This window comes from Deltaproteobacteria bacterium (assembly GCA_021159305.1).
Lineage (GTDB): Bacteria > Campylobacterota_A > Desulfurellia > JAGGSF01 > JAGGSF01 > JAGGSF01.
In genome coordinates this window covers 1-20,547 of sequence record JAGGSB010000019.1, presented here as the reverse complement: position 1 = coordinate 20,547, position 20,547 = coordinate 1, and the positions used below count along the sequence as shown (strand labels likewise).

Annotated in this window: 19 protein-coding genes; 8 read left to right on the top strand and 11 right to left on the bottom strand. The window is 36.5% G+C overall.

What is annotated here, in order from left to right; genetic code table 11:
* Together J7J10_01445 and J7J10_01440 are read left to right on the top strand one after the other, a co-directional pair.
* Nucleotides 1-660, top strand: a 660-nt coding sequence (locus tag J7J10_01445; GenBank protein MCD6129607.1) for a DUF89 family protein, incomplete at its 5' end; no start/stop codon positions are given.
* Between the two features lie 156 nt (nt 661-816).
* A complete protein-coding gene (locus J7J10_01440; protein MCD6129606.1) occupies nt 817-1,638 on the top strand; it encodes a hypothetical protein in 822 nt (273 codons plus the stop codon).
* 268 nt (nt 1,639-1,906) lie between these two features.
* Here the strand turns inward: J7J10_01440 and feoB (J7J10_01435) are convergent, their stop codons facing one another.
* The 4 genes from feoB (J7J10_01435) to J7J10_01420 are packed head-to-tail and all read right to left on the bottom strand — an operon-like array spanning nt 1,907 to nt 6,594.
* Nucleotides 1,907-3,799: a ferrous iron transport protein B gene (feoB, locus tag J7J10_01435; protein ID MCD6129605.1), complete on the bottom strand. Its 1,893-nt coding sequence runs from the start codon at nt 3,797-3,799 to the stop codon at nt 1,907-1,909.
* Nucleotides 3,800-3,807: 8 nt separating this feature from the next.
* Nucleotides 3,808-4,032, bottom strand: a complete 225-nt coding sequence (locus J7J10_01430) for a ferrous iron transport protein A (protein ID MCD6129604.1) — start codon at nt 4,030-4,032, stop codon at nt 3,808-3,810.
* Nucleotides 4,033-4,076: 44 nt separating this feature from the next.
* Entirely contained in the window at nt 4,077-6,011 is a 1,935-nt protein-coding gene (gene feoB / locus J7J10_01425; GenBank protein MCD6129603.1) for a ferrous iron transport protein B, read from the bottom strand.
* The gene (locus tag J7J10_01420; protein ID MCD6129602.1) at nt 5,998-6,594 is read right to left on the bottom strand and encodes a FeoA domain-containing protein; all 597 of its coding nucleotides are present in this window, start codon (nt 6,592-6,594) and stop codon (nt 5,998-6,000) included. Before J7J10_01420 ends, feoB (J7J10_01425) begins: the two co-directional genes overlap by 14 nt.
* 16 nt (nt 6,595-6,610) lie before the next feature.
* Between J7J10_01420 and radA the strand changes: the two genes are divergently transcribed.
* Together radA and dnaE are read left to right on the top strand one after the other, a co-directional pair.
* Nucleotides 6,611-7,990, top strand: a complete 1,380-nt coding sequence (radA, locus tag J7J10_01415; protein MCD6129601.1) for a DNA repair protein RadA — start codon at nt 6,611-6,613, stop codon at nt 7,988-7,990.
* Nucleotides 7,971-11,375: a DNA polymerase III subunit alpha gene (gene dnaE / locus J7J10_01410; protein ID MCD6129600.1), complete on the top strand. Its 3,405-nt coding sequence runs from the start codon at nt 7,971-7,973 to the stop codon at nt 11,373-11,375. The genes radA and dnaE overlap by 20 nt, the downstream gene beginning before the upstream one ends.
* Here dnaE and J7J10_01405 read toward each other — a convergent pair.
* The 7 genes from J7J10_01405 to J7J10_01375 all read right to left on the bottom strand — a co-directional run bounded on the left by J7J10_01405 (nt 11,340) and on the right by J7J10_01375 (nt 17,940).
* Nucleotides 11,340-12,572 (bottom strand): DUF445 family protein, encoded by a 1,233-nt coding sequence (locus J7J10_01405; protein ID MCD6129599.1) that lies wholly within the window; start codon nt 12,570-12,572, stop codon nt 11,340-11,342. The genes dnaE and J7J10_01405 overlap by 36 nt on opposite strands.
* A 1-nt stretch (nt 12,573) precedes the next feature.
* Nucleotides 12,574-13,650: a molecular chaperone DnaJ gene (gene dnaJ, locus J7J10_01400; GenBank protein ID MCD6129598.1), complete on the bottom strand. Its 1,077-nt coding sequence runs from the start codon at nt 13,648-13,650 to the stop codon at nt 12,574-12,576.
* A 3-nt stretch (nt 13,651-13,653) separates the two neighbouring features.
* Nucleotides 13,654-15,561, bottom strand: coding sequence for a molecular chaperone DnaK (gene dnaK, locus J7J10_01395; GenBank protein ID MCD6129597.1), 1,908 nt, complete (start codon nt 15,559-15,561; stop codon nt 13,654-13,656).
* Between the two features lies 1 nt (nt 15,562).
* Nucleotides 15,563-16,108, bottom strand: a complete 546-nt coding sequence (locus J7J10_01390) for a nucleotide exchange factor GrpE (protein MCD6129596.1) — start codon at nt 16,106-16,108, stop codon at nt 15,563-15,565.
* Entirely contained in the window at nt 16,108-17,115 is a 1,008-nt protein-coding gene (gene hrcA / locus J7J10_01385; protein ID MCD6129595.1) for a heat-inducible transcription repressor HrcA, read from the bottom strand. Before hrcA ends, J7J10_01390 begins: the two co-directional genes overlap by 1 nt.
* Nucleotides 17,116-17,414: 299 nt before the next feature.
* Nucleotides 17,415-17,660: a hypothetical protein gene (locus J7J10_01380; GenBank protein MCD6129594.1), complete on the bottom strand. Its 246-nt coding sequence runs from the start codon at nt 17,658-17,660 to the stop codon at nt 17,415-17,417.
* A gap of 130 nt (nt 17,661-17,790) precedes the next feature.
* A complete protein-coding gene (locus J7J10_01375) occupies nt 17,791-17,940 on the bottom strand; it encodes a hypothetical protein (protein ID MCD6129593.1) in 150 nt (49 codons plus the stop codon).
* 433 nt (nt 17,941-18,373) lie between these two features.
* Here J7J10_01375 and J7J10_01370 point away from each other — a divergent pair, with 433 nt between their 5' ends.
* The 4 genes from J7J10_01370 to J7J10_01355 form a co-directional block, all read left to right on the top strand.
* Nucleotides 18,374-18,556 (top strand): hypothetical protein, encoded by a 183-nt coding sequence (locus tag J7J10_01370; GenBank protein MCD6129592.1) that lies wholly within the window; start codon nt 18,374-18,376, stop codon nt 18,554-18,556.
* Nucleotides 18,557-18,750: 194 nt separating this feature from the next.
* Complete coding sequence (locus J7J10_01365; GenBank protein ID MCD6129591.1) at nt 18,751-18,996, top strand: winged helix-turn-helix transcriptional regulator; 246 nt, start codon at nt 18,751-18,753, stop codon at nt 18,994-18,996.
* A 140-nt stretch (nt 18,997-19,136) separates the two neighbouring features.
* The gene (locus J7J10_01360) at nt 19,137-20,108 is read left to right on the top strand and encodes a C4-dicarboxylate ABC transporter (protein ID MCD6129590.1); all 972 of its coding nucleotides are present in this window, start codon (nt 19,137-19,139) and stop codon (nt 20,106-20,108) included.
* Between the two features lie 165 nt (nt 20,109-20,273).
* A partial coding sequence (locus tag J7J10_01355) for a hypothetical protein (GenBank protein MCD6129589.1) occupies nt 20,274-20,547 on the top strand: 274 nt, incomplete at its 3' end.

The following is a 20,547-nucleotide window of genomic DNA, read 5'->3' as shown; positions in this document are numbered from 1 at the left end:
ATCACAGGAGAATTTGACCCATATAAGGAAATAAAAAAGGAGAGCACCGAGAAAGGCCTGGCATTATACCCCTCTTTGAAGGATGAAGTTGAAAAGTCGAATGACAAGCTCCTTACAGCGATAAGAATTGCAATTGCGGGTAATGTGATAGACTTCGGCGTGAATAGAAACTTCAATATCGAAGAGGAAATAGATACTGTACTCAAAAAGGATTTTGCAATATTCGATTACGATAAATTTAAGGATTATTTAGATAAAAGCGATGAGATTCTGTATATTGGTGACAATGCCGGGGAATCTGTTTTTGATAGAATTTTAATAGAGGTGATGAAAAAACCAGTAATATATGTGGTTAGAGAGATGCCCGTTATAAATGATGTAACATATGAAGATGCCGTGCAGGCGGGAATTGATAAAGTTGCAACCATATTATCATCAGGGACAAGCGCGCCCGGAACTGTTCTTGAAACCTGCAATGAGGAATTCAAGGAAATATATAGGAATTCAAAGTTTGTAATAGGTAAGGGTCAGGGGAATTATGAAGGGCTTTCTGATGAAAAACATCTTATATTTTTCCTGCTAAAGGCAAAGTGCTGGGTTATCGCTGATGATATTGGTGTCAACGAAGGAGATATTGTACTGAAAGGGATAAACATCTAAAAATTTGAGAGGTTACTTCGCCTAACACAGTGTCCTATGGGGACATTGCTCCCTTTGGTCGCAATATCATATATGTTTGGTACCGTTATATGAAATTCCAAAGCCTGCCTTTAGAAAATATGAGAAAAGTAGGTATCAAACAAGGAAAGGTGAAAAATGACTGATCAGAATTTAGAAGAAAAGCCATTATCTAAGATGAGGATATTGATTTGTGGAAAAGGAGGAGCTGGAAAAAGCTCTGTCCTCACCTTAATGGCGAATGTTTTACAAGATAAAGGATATAAAGTCCTGGCTTTGGATGGTGATGCTTCAAATCCTGAAGGACTCCTTAGATTAATGTTTGGATTGGGGAAAGAAGATGCACCCCGACCTCTCATAGATTTTTTCGGTGGAATTGAAACGGTAACCTGCCCCGTAGATGATCCATCGCCCCTTACAAGGTTGAGCGATCCTACTCCTCTTCCGGAAAAGAAGATAGATATTTACGATGAGATTTCGCCTGAATACTTTGTCCAGAGAGAAGGTGTAATCTTATTTCAGGCAGGGAAGATTGAAAAGTATGGTCAGGGTTGCGACGGGCCGATAGAAAAGGTAGTCAGAGACTTTATGGTAAAAGGAGAATGGGTTAATCTTATTGATGTTAAAGCTGGAATAGAACATTTTGGCAGAAGGATAGCAGACAATATGGACATTATACTAACCATCCTCGATCCCACTTTTGAATCCATCTCGATTGCAAATAGGGTAAACGGTTTTTGCAGAGAAATGGAGATGAAAAACTTCTGGTTCATCTTAAATAAAATTGAGTCAGAAGAAATAGAGTCCAAGATGATGCAGAAATTAGGAGAACTGAAAGCTAAAGTTATTGGTGTGGTTCACTGTGATCGTGAAGTAATAAAAGCAGGCTTAGAAGGGTCTCTTGTTAAAGGTGAAGCCATGGGAGAAGTAAGGGAGATTGTTGGGGCATTGGAAAGTTGATTGATTACAGAGCATCTGTTGGAGAACTTTAATGAATAAAGGCGGGGTTTGGAACTCCATCTGCTTCGCAACCCTACCTTCGGGTCACATAACAGCGGATAAAAGGCTATAGTGCTTTGCAAATTTTTTTGCTTCCATACTTCTATATATAGTATGAGGATTTCTTTTCCTTCTGTCATTCCCGCGAATGCGGGAATCCAGATTCCGTATCAAGTGCGGAATGACATCTGGTAATACCCCATGGCAAACAACGGGGTTATTTATTATCTTATAAAATTTGAAAGGCTACTCTTGCCAAAAATGATAAGACAATGGCAAGAACAAGTGTTCCAGCTGTAATAGATGCGGTATTTCTAATTCCCACTTCTTTCCATAAAGCTGAAATGGTGGCGAGACAGGGCACATAAAATATAACGAATACCGTAAATACCATCATTTGTTCTGGACTCATAACATCCTTTACCATTGAAAAATTGGGAAGCGAAAGGGCCTGGTAAAGCATTATGAGTGTCAGCTCTTTTTTCATAACACCAAAAATTAAAACAATGCCTAAAGATGCAGGTAGCCCCAGTAATCCCGTTATAACTGGAGCAAATACGCTATTTATATATGGGTCTAATTTATAATATGAGATGAGGGCTAAGATAATACTTCCTGCTATAAGCAAAGGGACTGCAAGATAAATGAAATCTTTGAGTCTATACCATGTTTTTATAAGAACGGTTTTTACAGTTGGCATTCTATATGGAGGTATATCAAACATTATTTCGGGACTGATTCCTGGCAAGAATTTTTTTAAACTCGCACCTAATACAGCCACAACAACAAGGTTGAGTCCATAGAGGAGTATTGCATAGATAGGTCCTATAAAATATCCTACAAGACCCATTATTACAATTGTTCTTGCTGAGCACGGAATAAGTGTTGCCAAAAATGCAGAGATTACCTTTTCTTTCTTGCTCTTTAAGGTTCTTGTTGCCATAACTGCAGGAACACTACAACCGTATCCCAATACAAATGGTATAACACTGGTGCCATGAACGCCCAATATATGCATTATTGAATCCATTAGATAGGCAATTCTTGGCAGGTAGCCTGTATCTTCCAAAATTGATATTATAATGAGAAAAGGTATAAGGTATGGCAAGGCTATGCCTATTGCTGCACCTATTCCTCCAATTACAGCTCCAACTATTTTGGACAGTAAGAGAAATGGGATTGAGCTCTCAATATAAGAGTCTACATTATCAAACGCTGAGACTATTAAACCTTCAAACGAAGAACCACCCTTGAATACAATGTAAAATGTAGCTAAAAATATCAAAATTACAGATAGGTACCCAAAAATGGGGTGCATTAAAACAGAGTCCAATATATCTTCTGTGGCTTTTTTCTCTATTCTTGAGACTTTTGCACATTGTTCGAATATATTCATGCATCTGGCATGTCGTTCTCTTTCTATCTCCGCACCATTTTTCAGTTTCTGTCTTGCATTTTTTAGAGTATCGTTACAAGCAGTATTTGAAATTATGTTAAGGCAAGGCTTAAAACCTTCCAGTGCTTTAATTGCAACTGTTCTGGCAGGCATATCTGCATTTTTAACATGTTTTCTTATGCATTCCTCAACTTTGTGGATTTCTGCCTCTATTTCTTGGGGATATATATTTGTTTTTACCGGTGGTTGCGATCTTTTAGCTTCTATCATTAATTCTTTTACGCCTTTACCCTTGCTGGCAACGAGAGGCACAACCTTTATGCCTAAAACCTCAGATAGTTTATCCACATTTATATGAATACCTTTTCTTTTAGCTTCATCCATCATATTGAGCGCTATAACCATAGGTTTATTGATAGAGATAAGTTCCCAGGTTAATTCAAGACTTCTTATAAGTGTTGAAGCATCAACAATATTGACAATTACATCAATGTTCATTGAAAATAGTGCTTTAATCGCTTCTTTTTCAGCATCGTCATACCAGCTAATGGAGTAAGTGCCGGGCAAATCTATGATTTCTGCCAGTTCGTTTTCTATGTATGTTTTGCCTATGGTGTATTCAACAGTTGCTCCGGGAAAATTGGCAGGAAAACTCCTATAACCTGCAACCTGGTTAAAGAGAGTGCTTTTGCCAGAATTGGGCTGGCCAACAAGGGCTATTCTCAAATAGTCTCCTAAACTTCCTCAACTACTATCTTTTTTGCGATGCCTCTACCAATAAGTAAATCAACACCATTTACGCTGAGCATAAAAGGTCCATGGAGCGGAGCAGACCTTTTGATCTTTATAATGCTGTTCGGTGTAATACCCAGATGCATTAGTCTATCCTTGGCGCTATGGCCGCCCTCTATATCAATAATTTTGTATGATTTGTCTATCTTGCCTTCGCATAACATCATGCACTTGAATTATACGAAATAAAATATTTTGGTCAATAATTACTTTAAAGAATAGAGATTATTCTCCAAACTATACCAGCAATCAAAAAACCGTAAATTATTGAAGTTAGTGTTAAACCTATTGCCTTTTTAAACCCAAATTCTTTAATAAGTATTCCTGAAGCAATTACGCATGGAATGCCTATTGTTGTTGCTACACCGAATGTATATATTTGAAGAGAAGTTAGAACTAAAGATATATTTGCAGTTCCAAAAGCTGATACCAGCATTGCTCCTGTTAAGTCTTTTTGCAAAAATCCAAAAAATAACGGAATAATAGTTAAGGCAGGTAATCCTAACCAAGCAGTGATTGGTGAAAAAGGCTCTACTATGACAGAAATCAAGCCTAATATATTTAAAATACCATAAGCTATTCCCCCAAGTGCAAGCAGTGGTATAACTATATATACAAAATCCTTCATTCTAATCCAGCTTTTAGCAAGAACATTTTTAATCAAGGGCTTTCTATAGGGAGGCAGTTCTAAAAGCAACAGTCCACTCTTTATATGAATAATTTTTTTTATTCCAAAAGCCCAAATTAAACCAGCAACAAGTAAAGTAGCAAAAACAGAAAAAGCGAGTATTATACCTCCATAAAATCCAACTATCCCCATTATTATGGCAGTTCTGGAGGAACAAGGAATGAAAGCAAGAAACATGGCAGTATGAAATTGTTCTTGTTTGGATGATAAAACTCTGGTAGCTGTGGCTGCAGGCGCAGTGCAGCCCAGTCCTAATGCCAGAGGAATAAAGGCTTTTTGGGGCAATCCTAAGCTTTTCAGAAATCTTCCTGCATTAACAATAAACCTGGAAAGAAGACCTATATCTTCCAGTAGTCCTAAGAGCAAGTAAAACAAGAACACATAAGGTAGGGCAATAGAAACACCTGCTGCAAGTCCGATTAAACCTTGAGTTAATATCATAGCAATACCTGCCCGCCAATAGCCTGAGCTGTAAGCGATGGCAGGCGGGATGGAATGTTCCGTTGCGCCAAGGAAGGATAAAAGGCTCTCGGTCAAGCCCATGAGAATTCCTTGTATCAAATTGCCAAAACCTAATAAAATTCCAAATGTGAAAAGAAGAAATATAGTAGTGACAACAGGTCCCCAGATTTTATGCAATAAGATATTATCAGCCTTCTTTTCCAAGTTTTTAGTTTTCTCCGAAGGGATTATTCGAGTAACTTTTTCCGCTAAAAATGAGGCCGTGCCATATCTGGTGATAGCTATATCTTCTGCAACATCTGGATGTTCTTTTAATTCCAAATTTTTAATTTTCTCAATTATTCTCTTGTCTTTCAAGTATTTATAAAAATCTGTATCACCTTCTAATATCCTTAACGCTACAAACCTTTTCGGCAAAACAGTTCCTGTTATGTAAGATGATATTGTATCTATGGCTCTTTCTATGTCATCGTCGTATCTTACGGTGAAAGTTTTACCTGTTATTTCTTTAATTTTTAAAACTATATCTATGAGTCTGTTTATACCCTTCTTTGTTAAAGGATTTATAGGAATAACGGGAATATGAAGAAGTTGGCCTAATTTTCCATGATAGATTTCTATTCCCTTCTTTGCAGCATCTTCCGTAAAATTTAAAACCATTATAATGGGTATTTCTGCTTCTAATATTTGTAGAGCCATATACAAACTTCTCTCCAAAGAGACACTGTCGGCAACTACTATTGCCGCATCTGCTCTCTCTTCAAACAGCGCTTTTTCTGTAACCTTTTCCTCTTCCGATCTATCAGAAATAGAATATATTCCAGGGGTATCTTCAAAAATTATCTTTTTTTGATGAAAGGTCTTTTCTGCTCGGGCTGTCTCAACCGTAGTTCCTGGATAATTGGAAACAGTAACCCTTGGACCAACGATGGCGTTGAGCAATGAAGATTTTCCCACATTTGGTTGTCCGATTAGAAGTATTTTAAGCTTTTTCATAATCCAATACCATGACCTTTTCCGCTATTTGTTTATCTATTGCGAATTTTTTGTTTTCTATTTTAACAATCATCCCGCCTGGAATCTTATTTAGCATTTTTATTCTTTCTCCTGGAACGATTCCCATACTAATTATCCTTTCGAACAATTCATTGTCTGGAATCAAAATATCGGTAATCAATCTATCTTCATGCAATTCAAGTTTAATTAAAGAAACACTTTCTTTTTTAAATGTAGATAGTTCTTTAATATTATTAAGAACCTCTCCAGAAATGTAGTGTTCGAGGAGATCAACTTCTTTATGAGCCTCTTTTCCACTCCTGATTTTCTTAAAATAGTTCTCCAGAATAAGATGTTTCTTCAAAATGCTTTCGCCTTTTTCTTTTCCCGTTTCTGTTAATTCATAAAAAGAAAACTCTTTTCGTATTAGATTCTCATCTTCTAATTTTTGAATTGCTTTAGATACGAAAGAACAGGAGACTTTAATCCATCCTTTTAAGGCATCAAGCGTAGCTTTTCCTTCTTCAGTCAATATTCTCAAAATATCTTCTTCTACTATTTTTAAAATTTCAATTTCATTCATAGCAACCATTATATTTATGTTTCACTTTTTTAAAACGAAAAAATTTGTTATATTGTGTTTGGTGAAAGAAAAAAAAGCTTATGTATGCACGAATTGTGGCTATACGTCGGGGAAGTGGTTTGGCAGATGTCCTGCTTGCAAGGAATGGGGCACCTGTAAAGAATATAAGGAACAGCGAGGGAAGCTAAAATCAGAAGAAGCAGTGGTTAGCAGTCTTTTGTTAGATGTTAAGCCGCCCCTGTTCTATCAAACCGGCGAAAAGGCAATAGATGATCTTCTCGGTGGTGGTTTAGCGCAAGGGGCTGTTGTTCTTTTGGGTGGTCCGCCAGGGGTAGGAAAATCTACACTACTTCTTCAAATGGCATCAGAACTCTCCGAGAAATATAATATTATATATGTAAGTGCAGAGGAATCAATCGGACAACTTTCTTTAAGAGCAAAAAGGCTAAAAATCCACCCTCAAAAGATTAAGGTAATACCTGGGAATGATATAGATAGTATTATTGATAAATTATCCCAAGAGAACCCTCAGATAGTTATTGTAGATTCTATTCAGGCAGTTAAATCTCAGGACAGCGAGGGACTGGTGGGCAGCATTAATCAGGTAAAAGCGTCAGCGTTTAGATTTGTTGAATTGGCAAAAAAAAAGAATATTTCCACTATTATTACCGGTCATGTGACGAAAGAAGGAACTATCGCTGGACCAAAGGTTATTGAGCATATGGTGGATGCCGTATTTTACATGGAAGAAGAAAGAAAGGGCGACCTTTGCATCTTGAGAGGGGAAAAAAACAGGTTTGGTAAAGCATCTAAGGTGGTTATCTTAGAGATGACAAATAATGGCTTAAAAATTGTGGATGATCCTGCTTTGCTTTTTTACCATCCGTCTCATCCCGTAGACGGAAGGGCACTTACTATCGTTATGGCAGGAAATCAAGCTTTAGTGGCAGAAATACAGGTTTTGACTAAAAAAACACCATTCGGGATGCCGCGCAGGACATGTGCTGGTTTTGATATAAATAGGTTGTATATTATTTTAGCTGTTTTGGAGAAGCGTATGAAACTGCCTGTATATATGTTTGATGTATTTGTAAATGTTGCGGGTGGATTGAAGATCACGGATACAGCTGGTGATGTGGCGCTGGCTGCCGCAATTATATCCAGCATGGAGCAGGTTTCGTTGAATGATAATTCTGTTTTCTTAGGTGAATTAGATTTAGGAGGAGGGATAAGAAAGATTCAATTTTTAAAGAAGAGAATAGAGGAGGCACAAAGATTGGGATTTAAAAATATTTTTTCTCCTTCTACCAAAGAAGCCGATACTGCTCCTATAAACAATGTTAATGAACTGTTTAAAGTTATTAAGGAATGGCGAAATGTTCGTGCACCTGCATAACCATACAGAATATAGCCTCCTTGACGGGGCAACGAAAATTAAGCAGATGTTTGAAAAGGCGCGGAAAGACAAGATGGAAGCGGTAGCCATTACTGACCATGGAAATATGTTTGGAGCTATAGAGTTCTACAAAACTGCTAAAGCCTCTAGTATAAAACCCATAATTGGCATTGAAGCATATGTTGCCTCTGATTTGCACAACAAAACAGACAAGAGCAACTATCATCTTACTTTATGGGCGGAAAACAGTGAAGGATATAAGAATTTAATGAAACTTTCTTCTATCAGCTATCTTGAAGGTTTTTATTATAAGCCGCGTATAGATAAGAAGCTTTTGAGAAAATATAGTAATGGAATCATTGCTGGATCTGCTTGTTTGAAAGGAGAGATTCAAAGGCATTTGTTGAACCATAATTTTGATATGGCAAAACATGCAGTAGAAGAATACAAATCTATTCTCGGCAAAGATAATTTCTTTCTGGAGATAATGCGGCATGGTTTAGAAGAACAGGAACAGATAGAAAAGGATATCATCAAACTATCCTTAGAGACAAATACACCGCTTGTTGCCACCAATGATTGTCATTATCTAAACAGAGAACATGCGGCTGCTCATGATGTTCTATTGTGTATTCAGACTGCCAAAAAGGTTAGTGATAAAGACAGAATGAAAATGGCTTCCGATGAGTTTTATTTTAAAACACAGGAAGAGATGTACGACAAATTTAGCGACTTAAAGGAAGCGGTGGAAAATACATCTGTAGTGGCTCAAAGGTGCAATCTTGAAATAGAGTTAGGAAAAATAGAGACACCTACATTTTCCAAAGACTCCGAAGAAGACTGTAAGTTTTTATATACTCGTGCCCAGGAAGGATTAGAAAGACAGTTGCAAAAGATAGATAAAGAATTCCATTCACTCTATATAGAGAGATTAAATTATGAGTTTTCCATAATAAAGAAGATGAATTTTTGCGGGTATCTACTTATCGTATGGGATTTTATAAGCTACGCAAAAAAAAATGATATACCTGTAGGTCCGGGCAGAGGCTCGGCTGCAGGTTCGTTGGTTTGTTATTTGTTGGGCATAACGAATATTAATCCTTTGAAGTATGGTTTGCTCTTTGAACGCTTCTTAAATCCTGAGAGAATAAGCATGCCCGATATAGATGTGGATTTTTGTGTGGATAGAAGACAGGAAGTAATAGATTATGTAATCAATAAATACGGAAGGCTCAATGTGGCTCAGGTAATAACCTTTGGCACAATGGCAGCAAAAGCGGTGGTAAGAGATGTAGCACGGACGCTGAGTTTTCCCTATAAAGAAGCCGATAGATTGGCAAAACTTGTTCCCAATGACTTAGGCATAACTATAGAAAAAGCGATATCCACGGTACCGGAACTTAGGAACTTAACAGAACAAGACGAACGTATAAGAAAGTTATTTGAGTTTTCCAATGTTCTGGAGGGTGTTAAAAGACACGCCTCCACTCATGCCGCCGGTGTGGTTATCTCTATCAACCCCATCTACGAAAAAAGCCCCCTTTATAAACCTGTGGGCGAAGAAGTAATAGTAACACAATATTCAAAACAATATTTAGAAGATGTAGGACTGATCAAATTCGATTTTTTAGGATTAAAAAATTTGACTATTATAGATATTACCGCTCGTATAGCAGGTATTGATATAAACAATATTCCATTAGACGATGAAAAAACCTATAAACTTCTGCGGGAAGGGAAGACTAAGGGCATATTTCAATTAGAATCGGAGGGTATGCATAGCCTGATAAAAGAGCTAAAGCCAACTCAATTTGAAGACATTATTGCCTTGGTTGCCTTGTATAGACCGGGACCTCTTGGTAGCGGGATGGTAAAGGATTTCATTGAGAGAAAACACGGTTTAAAAAAGATAGAGTATCCGGTGCCTGAGTTGAAAGATATATTGGAAAAGACATACGGTGTGATTCTCTATCAAGAACAGGTAATGCAGATTGCAGAAAAACTTGCCGGTTACAGTCTTGGAGAAGCGGACATACTGCGCAGGGCAATGGGGAAGAAAGAAAAAAACATAATGAAACAGCAAAGAGAAGCATTTGTAACAAGATCGGTAGAAAAAGGATTTAAGAAAAAAAAAGCGGAAGAGATATTTGGGCTTATTGAATATTTTGCCGGTTATGGTTTTAATAAGTCACACAGTGCTGCCTATGCATATATTGCCTATCAGACGGCGTATTTAAAGACACATTTCCCCGCGGAATTGATGGCGGCTTTGATGACTGCGGAAAAGGATAATGATTCAAGAGCGAAATATATTGAAGAATGTAGAGATATGTCCATAGATGTTTTGCCTCCTGATATAAATGAAAGTAATATAAATTTCAGAGTAGTAAGATCAAACAGCAAAACATCTATCCGTTTTGGATTGGGAGCAATAAAGAATGTTGGCAGTGCGGCAGCAGCAGAAATATTAAAGGAAAGAAAAAAAAGCAACTTCGCTTCTTTTTCTGATTTTCTGAGAAGGGTAAATTTGGGCAAGGTAAACAAAAAGGTTGTGGAAAGCTTAATAAAAGTCGGGTGTTTTGATTCTCTGGGCACGAACAGGAAAGAACTTCTTTCTAATATAAATGATGCATATTCGCAAGTGGTACAGGAAGGACATATGATGTCAAAAACATTGTTCGGGACCCCAGAGCCTGCTGTAAAACCGATACAAGATGTAAGCTTGAGCAAGCCTGAAATGCTGCGATACGAAAAGGAGTTGCTGGGTGTTTATATTACGGAAAATCCTTTAGAGGGTTATAAAGCGTTGATAAACTCTATTATAACAGCAGATACAGAAAAGATAAAAGACCTTCCTGCCGGGGAGATTTTGATGATGGCAGGGGTAACACAAGAGATAAGAAAAAAAAGGTTGGCAAACAAAGAAAACATGGCATGGTTAAAGATGCAAGACTTGAAAGGGATGACGAAGGTTACTCTTTTTTCTTCACAGTATGCAAAATATCATGCAATTGTAGAATCCGGTGAACCGTATATTCTGCAGGGCGAGATAGATAAAACAGGAAATGATACAGGTATAATCGCTCATAGATTATGGTCTTTGAACAATATAAACGAGTTTATCAAAAGGATTGTTGTAAATCTTAATACCGTTGATAAAGTAGAAAAAACACACATTCATAAATTTAAACAGATTGTGACCAATTATAAAGGTTCAGTTCCTATAGAATTTCATGTAAAGACAGATAAAGAGACACTTATTATTGAAACGTCCTATACCTGCAACCCTTCAAATTCCTTTATAGAAGAGTCAGAGACATTGTTTACAAGACCCGTTATTCATTATTGCCTAAAGGATGAACTGAGTCAAAATAACTTGAGTTAAACCTATAAGTCCGCCCAGTATTCCACCGAATATTTCAATATACTTAAATTGGTCTCTGCTTACCTTTAGTGTGATGTCTTCCATTCCTTCTATATCCAGATTGTTTACCTTTTTTAAAACAATCTTTTTTATGTCGAATATAATTTCTCCTGTTTGCGTCCTCAAGAAGTATAGCATGCTTCTTACCGTATTGCGGGAAAGATTATCTGCAGCATCGTGGCCCATAAATTCCCATACATCTTTTAATTTTGCTTTTTGTGTAAGAAGTCTCAAGTAAGCGTATAGCTTGCGAGGTAAGTCTTGTTCAAGGAAAAGATTTACATTTTTATCATTTTTTATCATCAAGAATATATGTTTTTTTACAGCTTCCCTCATTTCTTGCTTGCTTTTATAGTTCAATAAAGAGTAGGTCTCCGAAATTTCCTTTTTCATTAATTCTTCAATCTTAGAAAATACCGCATCTCTTGAATTTTTCCTTATTACTTCGCTATTTAGTATTGTATCAGCACCTTTTAAGATAGCATCGGCAAACCTATCACTATCTTCAATGAGCGGCGTTGCCATGTTTACTATAGTTTTAACAATAACATTGGAACTTTGGGCATAGTCATAGATGGCTTCAGTTGCATATTTACTTACAGCTTGCTTTGTATTTTCTTTTTTCAAAGTTTTTCTTAGACTCTCTAAAATACTATCTGTAAATGTATCGGAAAACCCGCGTATATTTGTTCTAAAGTCATGGGGTAAGAGATTGCAGATTTGTTTTTCGGAGGAAAAGGCATCATCTATTACTGAAGAAATTCTATCGTATAAGAATGAATATAGCTCTTTTTTTATCAGTTGGGTATTTATCTTTTCTTTCAACCAGTCTTTATCTATATGAAGAAATGTATTTAAGGGTTTTTCCTTTAGTTTGTAAAAAAAATCTTCTCCTAACTTGTATAGTGTTTCTCTATTTTTCTGGGTATAGATATTCCTTATTATATCTTTTTCGCTAATAAGTTGCTGAGAAACCAGGCTAGCAATGCTTTCTGTAAGTTCTTTTCTTTTCTTTGGAATTAACCCTGGCGTGAACGGTATTCTTATATTTCCAATATAATGTGCTTTTTTGGGATGGAATAGCATCTTCACCGCTAAATAGTTGGTGACATATCCTATTGCTGCTCCAACGATAGGAGGCACAATGAATCTATACATTTTATGAGAGCAAGTTTTTTATTCTGGAGATGAAATTTTCGGATACATTATCTCCTCCTGCGTTGGCAAATTCAGTTAGTATTCTTTTTTGTTCTTTAGTAACTTTTTTTGGAATTTCTATAAATACTTTTACTATTTCATTGCCTACAACACCATCAACGTTGATTCCCTTACCTCTCAGTGTAAATGTTTCATCATTTTGTGTGCCTGGAGGAATGCTGAGTTTTTCCTTGCCGTGAATGGTAGGAACTTCTACCTCTGCGCCCAGAGCTGCCTGAACAAAAGAAATGGGCAATTTAATATGTATATTTTTGCCATCTCTTTTAAATAGTTTGTGAGGCTTAACATTTATATAGATATATAGGTCTCCGCCATTGTTTCCCTTGTCTCTTACCCGCAGGACATCACCATTATCTACTCCTACAGGAATACGAACACTTAAGTCTTCATCACTATAAATAAATCCTTTGCCTTTGCATTCTTTGCACTTTTTGGTAATAATTTTACCCATTCCTCCGCATCTCTGGCAGGTTCTTCTTATGGACATAAAGCCTGCGGTATAGCTGACCTCTCCTGTTCCTCCACACAAAGGGCAGGTAGATAGTCCACCACTTTCGGCTCCTGTGCCATCACAATGAGGACATATCTTTGATCTTCTAACCTTTATCTTTTTCTTTACGCCAAAGCATGCTTCCATAAAATCTATGGTAAGTTGTACTCTTACATCTTCCTTTCTTATACGACTTTCTTTTTGTTTTTTGCCCTGGCCGAAAAAGTCTCCAAATATATCTTCCTGTCCATGACCGAAGAAATCTCCAAATACTCTGGAAAAGATATCTCCTACATCAAAATCGGAAGCGAATCCTTCTGTTGTTCCAAATTGGTCATACTGTGCCTTTTTTTGAGGATCAGACAGAATGGCATATGCCTCACTAATTTCCTTAAATTTTTCTTCTGCATCCTTGTCACCCGGATTTCTATCCGGGTGATACTTCATAGCCAGCCTTCTGTAGGCTTTTTTTAAATCTTCTTCTGTGGCATTTTCAGAAACACCCAAAGTGGCATAGTAATCTTTCATTTATTATTTCTCCTTTTCCTCCTCTACCTCTGCTTCTACCACTTTTTCTTCTTCCTTTTTGGGTTCTTCTTTAGATTCTCCCTCAGTTCCTTGTGAAGAGGCAGCCTGTGCTTTTTTGTAAGCCTCTTCTGCTAAATGATGAGACACCGTAAACAATTCGTTTGTCGCTTTCTCTATTGCTTCTTTATCTTCTCCCTCCATTGTCTTTTTTGTCTTATCTATAGCTTCTTTAATCTTTGTTTTTTCTTCTTCACTAACTTTATCGCCTAATTCTCTTAACGCTTTTTCGGTAGAGTAAACTGCGTTGTCTGCTTTATTTCTCACTTCTATTAATTCTCTCTTTTTCCTGTCTTCTTCTGTATGTGCTTCTGCTTCTTTTTTCATTCTTTCTATATCTTCTTCTGACAATCCTGATGAAGCTGTAATGCTAATTGCTTGCTCTTTGCCTGTTGCCTTATCTTTGGCTGTAACATTCAGGATACCATTAGCATCTATATCAAATGTAACATCAATTTGTGGCATGCCTCTGGGGGCAGGTGGAATACCCATCAGTTCAAATCTTCCTAATGTGCGGTTATCTGTGGCCATTGGTCTTTCCCCCTGTAGTACATGTATGGTCACAGCAGTTTGGTTGTCATCAGCGGTAGTAAATATTTGACTTTTTTTGGTGGGAATTGTCGTGTTGCGGGGAATAATGTTTGTCATTACGCCGCCCAATGTTTCTATTCCCAGAGAAAGAGGTGTTACATCCAATAAGAGAATATCCTTTACCTCTCCTTTCAATACACCACCCTGAATGCCTGCACCCAATGCTACGGCTTCATCAGGATTTACATCTTTGCGTGCTTCTTTGCCGAAAAACTCGGATACCCTTTCTCTAACTTTGGGCATTCTGGTCATTCCGCCGACTAATATTACATAGTTGATGTCTTCGGCCTTCAAATTTGCATCTTTCATCGCCAATCTACATGGTTCAAAGGTACTTTCGATTAAATCATCTACCAGACTTTCCAGTTTTGCTCGGGTTATCTTCATCGCTAAATGTTTAGGTCCCGATGCATCAGCGGTAATAAATGGAAGATTAATTTCTGTTTCCAAACTTGATGAAAGTTCAATCTTTGCTTTTTCTGCAGCTTCTCTTAACCTTTGCAGAGCCATGGGGTCTTTTCTTAAATCTATAGCATTTTCTTTATGAAATTCGTCGGCAATATAGTCTGATATTCTTTTATCAAAGTCATCTCCGCCTAAATAGGTATTTCCATTAGTAGATTTAACCTCAAATACACCCTCTCCGATTTCCAATATGCTGATATCAAATGTTCCCCCGCCTAAGTCATAAACAGCGATTTTGCCTTCTTTTTTCTTGTCCAAACCGAAAGCTAAAGATGAGGCGGTAGGTTCATTGATTATGCGCAGGACATTCAGCCCTGCGATTTGCCCCGCATCCTTCGTTGCCTTTCTTTGACTGTCGTTAAAATATGCAGGCACAGTTATTACTGCATCTGTGATTTTTTCTCCCAAATATTCTTCCCCGTCTTTCTTCATTTTCTGAAGTATAAATGCAGATATTTCCTGCGGTGTGTATTCCTTGCCGTCAATCTTCACACGGCAAGCACCATTTATATCAGGAACAATCTCATACGGCAGGATTTTTTTTGCTTCCTGAGCTTGTTTTGATTCAAACCTCCTACCGATCAACCTCTTTATAGAAAATATTGTTTTCTTTGAATTGGTAATCGATTGCCTCTTTGCAGATTGTCCTACTAACATTTCTCCCTTATCTGTAAATGCTACAACAGAAGGTGTAGTATTTTGCCCTTCTGCATTGGGTATTATTTTCGGTTCTCCTCCTTCTATAATTGCCATGCAGGAATTTGTTGTTCCTAAATCAATTCCTAAAACTTTAGCCATCCTATTTACCTCCCTCGTTTCCTTCTATATCTTCTTTTTTCGCGCTCACTATAACCCTTGCTGGTTTTATGAGTATATCTTTATACATATATCCTTTCTCCAATGTTTCCAATATAAGATTTGGCGGGTATTTGTCCGATTGCCGAACTTGAAGTGCTTCATGATAATGAGGATTAAATACCTCACCTTGCGTTTTTATCTCTTTTACCCCTCCATTTTTCAAAATATCGTTAAACTTCTTAACGATGAGTTCAACGCCTTCTGTAATCTTTGATTGATGTTGTTTTGAGTTCTCCAATGCCTTTTGTAAATCGTCCAAAATAGGTAAAAAATCCCTTATTACACTTACTTTCACCACATCTGATAGTCGCATTCTTTCTTTTTCTTCTCGCTTTCTAAAATTATTAAATTCCGCTAACGATCTTAAGTATTTATCTTTCATGTCCTGCAATTCTTTCTCTATATCCTTTTTTTCTTCCTTTTCTTCCCTTTTTTGCTCTTCCTCTTTATCTTCTTTGTGTTCTTTTGTCTCGCTATCTTTTACCATTATATCCCCTTATCTAAAAGCATACTTATTTTTTTGGAAGTTCCACTAACCAAGCGAATGATCTTTTCATAATCCATGCGCAAGGGGCCAACAATTGAAAATACGCCTACCATATTTTCATCTAAAAGATAAGGAGCGGCAACTATTGATGTTGAACGCAATTCTTCCATTGGATTTTCCTCTCCTATAATTATTGCTGGATTTTCATCTTTCGTAATCTTTTCTAAAAGTTTCAATATATCTTTGTTTTTCTCTAATGTAGAGAGTAGTTTTTTCAATCTGTTTATGTCTTCTACAAACTCCTGATAAAAGAGCATGTTTTTTTGGCCAGCAATGTATACCCTGTCTTTATTGCAATTCTCAACTACCTTTAGAAAAAGTTTCTTGCATTCGTCCTCATGAGTTAAGATATTATTTAAAAGATCCTTTCGTATATCATCAATACGCCAATTGTAGTAGTTTTCAGATAGATATTTTGAAAACTCTTCCAACCGTCCTTGAGAAAAGGATTCCTCTATACAAACAATGTTACTCTCCACGCTGCCGATGTTGGATGCAATAATGCTAAGTATCTCATTTTCGCTCAACTTAATAAGGCTGATTTTCTTCAACTTCAAAAAAGGGGTGAGATTGAAGAATGTTATGGAAATACAACGGGAGATATTGGATATTTCATAAGCCATATTTTCCAGTGTCCTTGCGATTTCATTGATGTGTGACTGTTTGGGATTCAGAAAGACAATCTGTTTGTCATTATCAAGACTTAACAAGTTTTCCACATAAAATCTATATCCTTTATGGGTGGGGATTTTGCCGCTTGAAGTATGAAGATGGGTGAGATACCCCTTTTTTTCCAAATCAGACATAATGTTTCTCAAGGTAGCAGAGGAGAAATCTACATTAAATTGAACTTTTAAGCTGCGAGAACCGCGTGCTTCTCCCCATTGAATATAATTCTTAACCACAATATTTAGCGTTTCAATTTGTCTTTCTGTCAATTTTTCCATTTTAGCACTCTCAACTCCAATCTGCTAACAGGTATAGGATATAATATATTTTCCTTTTTTGTCAAGTAATTCTGCTTTGCAGAATTACTTGCAAACTCTGAAAACGTTTGTCAAGACAAACGACTTCATCGTTTACTTGCAAGTATTTTAAATACTTGTCAAATTGTTATATTAAAGTCAAGCACAATTCACACATTTGTGGTTACTATTTAAAATTGTCACACGATCTTACTAAATAAAAGTGTGACACTTGATTTAGTAATGACAGAATGAACAGACCGTTGATAAACTCATTTTTATTAAACTAACCCATAATAATGGCAAAAATTCAATCTGAAGAGCATTTTGATAGGCCAAACCGCCATTTTAAACCAGTAAGTGGTATAACCACTGGGAATAACCATTCCTTGAGCAACCTTTTTGGCTCTTGGCTTACCCCTATGAAGCAATTTCACCATCTTTTTAATGTTTTGTGCCGTAGCAGTGAGTAAAAATTGTTCCTCTACATTCCATAATCGCCTGAATTTGGCTACCCGAAGTCCCATGCCTCAAAGTCATAATAAATTCCATAGGTAACGCCAGAGAAAATTCCATAGTTGTAAAACAAAAAAATAAAGTCTATTTCCTCCTTTCTTTTAGATTTTTAGCCCGGAAGCTTGGTCCATTAATCTTGATCTAAGCAGTTGCATAAGTAACCTCCTTATCAAATTCTAAGGGTAGATGGTAGCTTCTATATCTCTTTTCCTTGGTAAAAAAAATTACCTTTAATAAATTCTTACTCAGTTCTATCTCTACCTCTTTGCCTACATAAGAAAAGGGAACCAAATAATAATTATAGTCTACATAGTTATATACATCGCTACTCCTATCATTTTTTCTACCTCTCTCAAGTATTAAATTATAACTTAAGGGAAGTAGAATTTTATAGATACAACTATGGAATTTATTATGGCTTTGAGGAGAAGGCTTTTGAGGAGATTTGCAAGGAAAGATACACCGGACAATTTGAATCGGATGCAGATTATTTTGCTTATGTAATTTTAAGGGAATGGTCAAGAGTTTTAGATGTTCGCCACCTTAAATATTCCTTTAAACTTAACATAGAGAAGGGTATTAGATATATAGCGAGTTCCCTGGGAAAATTCATAGAGGATGATGAACAAGTTGCAGATAAGATAAAGACTTTTTTGATAGCTGGGGTAGGTGAATCCTGGGTGGTAAAAAATAGAGCGGTTGTTATGTGGTGGAAACGAGAAAAATGAGGGAAATCAAAATTCGCCTGCATAAAACTAAGAGAACAAAAGGAGGATTGATGGAATGGTGTGGCAGTAATAGAATGGCTAAATATATTCATTGTAGGATCTGTCACGATGCGTGTCTCAGGGGTGTAGTAAGACATGACAGCGAGAAAATACCAGATGAGGTAAAGGCATCTTGGTGATGCGAAAGAAAAGCAAAAATGTCTTAACAGGATGATAAAGCATTTCAATAAAGAAAAAATTACTAAAAAGTAAGGGAAGCCCCTTACTTTATAAGTCATGTCGTGGGGTTGACATAACCGTAAATTGATATATAATTATATAATTATATAATTAATTGTTGATATGATTACAGGGGGAAAAGATAAGAGAAGAATTGAGAATATTCAAGGCATTATGTAACGAGGTAAGATTAGAAATAATTGAAGCACTATTGGACGGAGAAAAATGCGTTTGCGAAATCGTTCCATTTACAAAAAGAACGCAACCAGTAGTTTCCATGCAGTTGGCAAAGCTTGAATACCTGGGGATTGTTGAATCAAGAAGGGAAGGGAGAAAGATTTATTATAAACTCACGAATGAGAAAGTTAAAAAAATATTGAAAATAATAAAGGATAATTGAAATATGATACAGAAAATACAAAAAATTATAAAAGTTTTGTCAAAAAATTTGAAATATCGGAAGGTGGCATTGTGTTAAGAGATACAGAATGTAAATGTCAAATTGTTAAGAATTTCACACCATCCTGGTTTGCAAGCGTCATGGGCACAGGAATACTTGCTATAACCAGCTTATTATACTCCCAGTATATTCCTCTTCTGAAAAATCTGGCCTATATCTTATTTTACTTCAACATTATCCTCTTTTTTGTTTTACTAATTCCCTGGATTCTTAGGTGGATACTCTTCAGAAAAGAAGCATTAAATGATTTAAAGCATCCTGTACTCTCAAACTTCTACGCCACAATAGCGATAGGCATGCTTGTTTTGGCAGCGGATTTCATTGTAATCGGCAAAAACATAGAGATGGGAGAAATCTTCTGGTTTATAGGAACATTATGTACAATATTCTTCGGCATATTAACGCCATACATAATGTTTAAAGGTGAACATGTTAAACTCGATCACATAAACCCCGCATGGTTTATACCACCGGTTGGATTAATAGTGATTCCTATTGCGGGAAGTCTGATCATTCCACACCTCTCAGGGATGGTGCAGGAGTTTGTTATATTCCTCAACTATTTTGGATGGGGATCGGGCTTCTTTATCTATCTTGCTCTGTTGGCTGTAGTAATGTATCGTTTTATTCTTCATTATCCCCCATCTAATGTTCTTGCTCCAACTATATGGATAAACCTTGGACCCATTGGAGCTGGGACTGTTGCATTGGTTAACCTCATTAAGAACTCGCCATTCATAACCATACAGGAGCCTTTCTTTGTGTTTGGATTTCTGTTCTGGGGATTTGGTATATGGTGGGTTATAATGGCTATTGCAATGACCCTTCACTACATAAAAAGAATGAAGCTTCCCTATGCAATGTCTTGGTGGGCTTTTACCTTTCCTCTTGGAGCGTATGTAGCTGCGAGCCACACAATTTCATCACTATTTAAAATTCAATTAATAGATTATATTGGTTTTGCTTTATACTTGCTTCTATTTATTTTCTGGCTGGCTACTCTTATAAAAACTTCTATATATGCATACCATGGAACGCTTTTTAAGAACTGATACGATGAAATTTGATAAAAAAGAACCCAATCAACAGTTTCAATTCAGTTGGCAAAATAAGAAAATCGAGAGATAGTTAAATCAAAGAGAGATGGAAAAAGGGTTTATTATAAACTTACAAACCCGAAAGTGAAAAAATACTAAAAATAGTCAAAGGTGATTAATATGAAAATAGGTTATTGTCCAACTATGAAAAAATATTTAATAAATTTGTTCAGAAATAATAAATTTGAATTAATAGATTTAGGGAGTGCAAGTCAAGTCTTGTATTTATTAGACAATGATAAGGTAGATGTTGGGATTATTGGAAGGCAAGCAAAAAAAACAGAATTTGAAGGAGTTTTGAAAAGAATCGGATCTGGTTATACTCTAATAACCGCAATGAAATCCATGATATCTAATAAGGATTTAGATATGTTAGAGATACATACTTCTATTT

Coding starts and splice junctions, on each gene's coding strand:
- J7J10_01440 (MCD6129606.1), top strand. CDS start 817: ATGACTGATCAGAATTTAGAAGAAAAGCCATTATCTAAGATGAGGATA.
- J7J10_01430 (MCD6129604.1), bottom strand. CDS start 4,032: ATGATGTTATGCGAAGGCAAGATAGACAAATCATACAAAATTATTGAT.
- feoB (MCD6129603.1), bottom strand. CDS start 6,011: ATGAAAAAGCTTAAAATACTTCTAATCGGACAACCAAATGTGGGAAAA.
- J7J10_01420 (MCD6129602.1), bottom strand. CDS start 6,594: ATGAATGAAATTGAAATTTTAAAAATAGTAGAAGAAGATATTTTGAGA.
- radA (MCD6129601.1), top strand. CDS start 6,611: ATGTTTCACTTTTTTAAAACGAAAAAATTTGTTATATTGTGTTTGGTG.
- dnaE (MCD6129600.1), top strand. CDS start 7,971: ATGTTCGTGCACCTGCATAACCATACAGAATATAGCCTCCTTGACGGG.
- J7J10_01405 (MCD6129599.1), bottom strand. CDS start 12,572: ATGTATAGATTCATTGTGCCTCCTATCGTTGGAGCAGCAATAGGATAT.
- dnaJ (MCD6129598.1), bottom strand. CDS start 13,650: ATGAAAGATTACTATGCCACTTTGGGTGTTTCTGAAAATGCCACAGAA.
- dnaK (MCD6129597.1), bottom strand. CDS start 15,561: ATGGCTAAAGTTTTAGGAATTGATTTAGGAACAACAAATTCCTGCATG.
- J7J10_01390 (MCD6129596.1), bottom strand. CDS start 16,108: ATGGTAAAAGATAGCGAGACAAAAGAACACAAAGAAGATAAAGAGGAA.
- hrcA (MCD6129595.1), bottom strand. CDS start 17,115: ATGGAAAAATTGACAGAAAGACAAATTGAAACGCTAAATATTGTGGTT.
- J7J10_01380 (MCD6129594.1), bottom strand. CDS start 17,660: ATGGGACTTCGGGTAGCCAAATTCAGGCGATTATGGAATGTAGAGGAA.
- J7J10_01370 (MCD6129592.1), top strand. CDS start 18,374: ATGAGGGAAATCAAAATTCGCCTGCATAAAACTAAGAGAACAAAAGGA.
- J7J10_01360 (MCD6129590.1), top strand. CDS start 19,137: ATGGGCACAGGAATACTTGCTATAACCAGCTTATTATACTCCCAGTAT.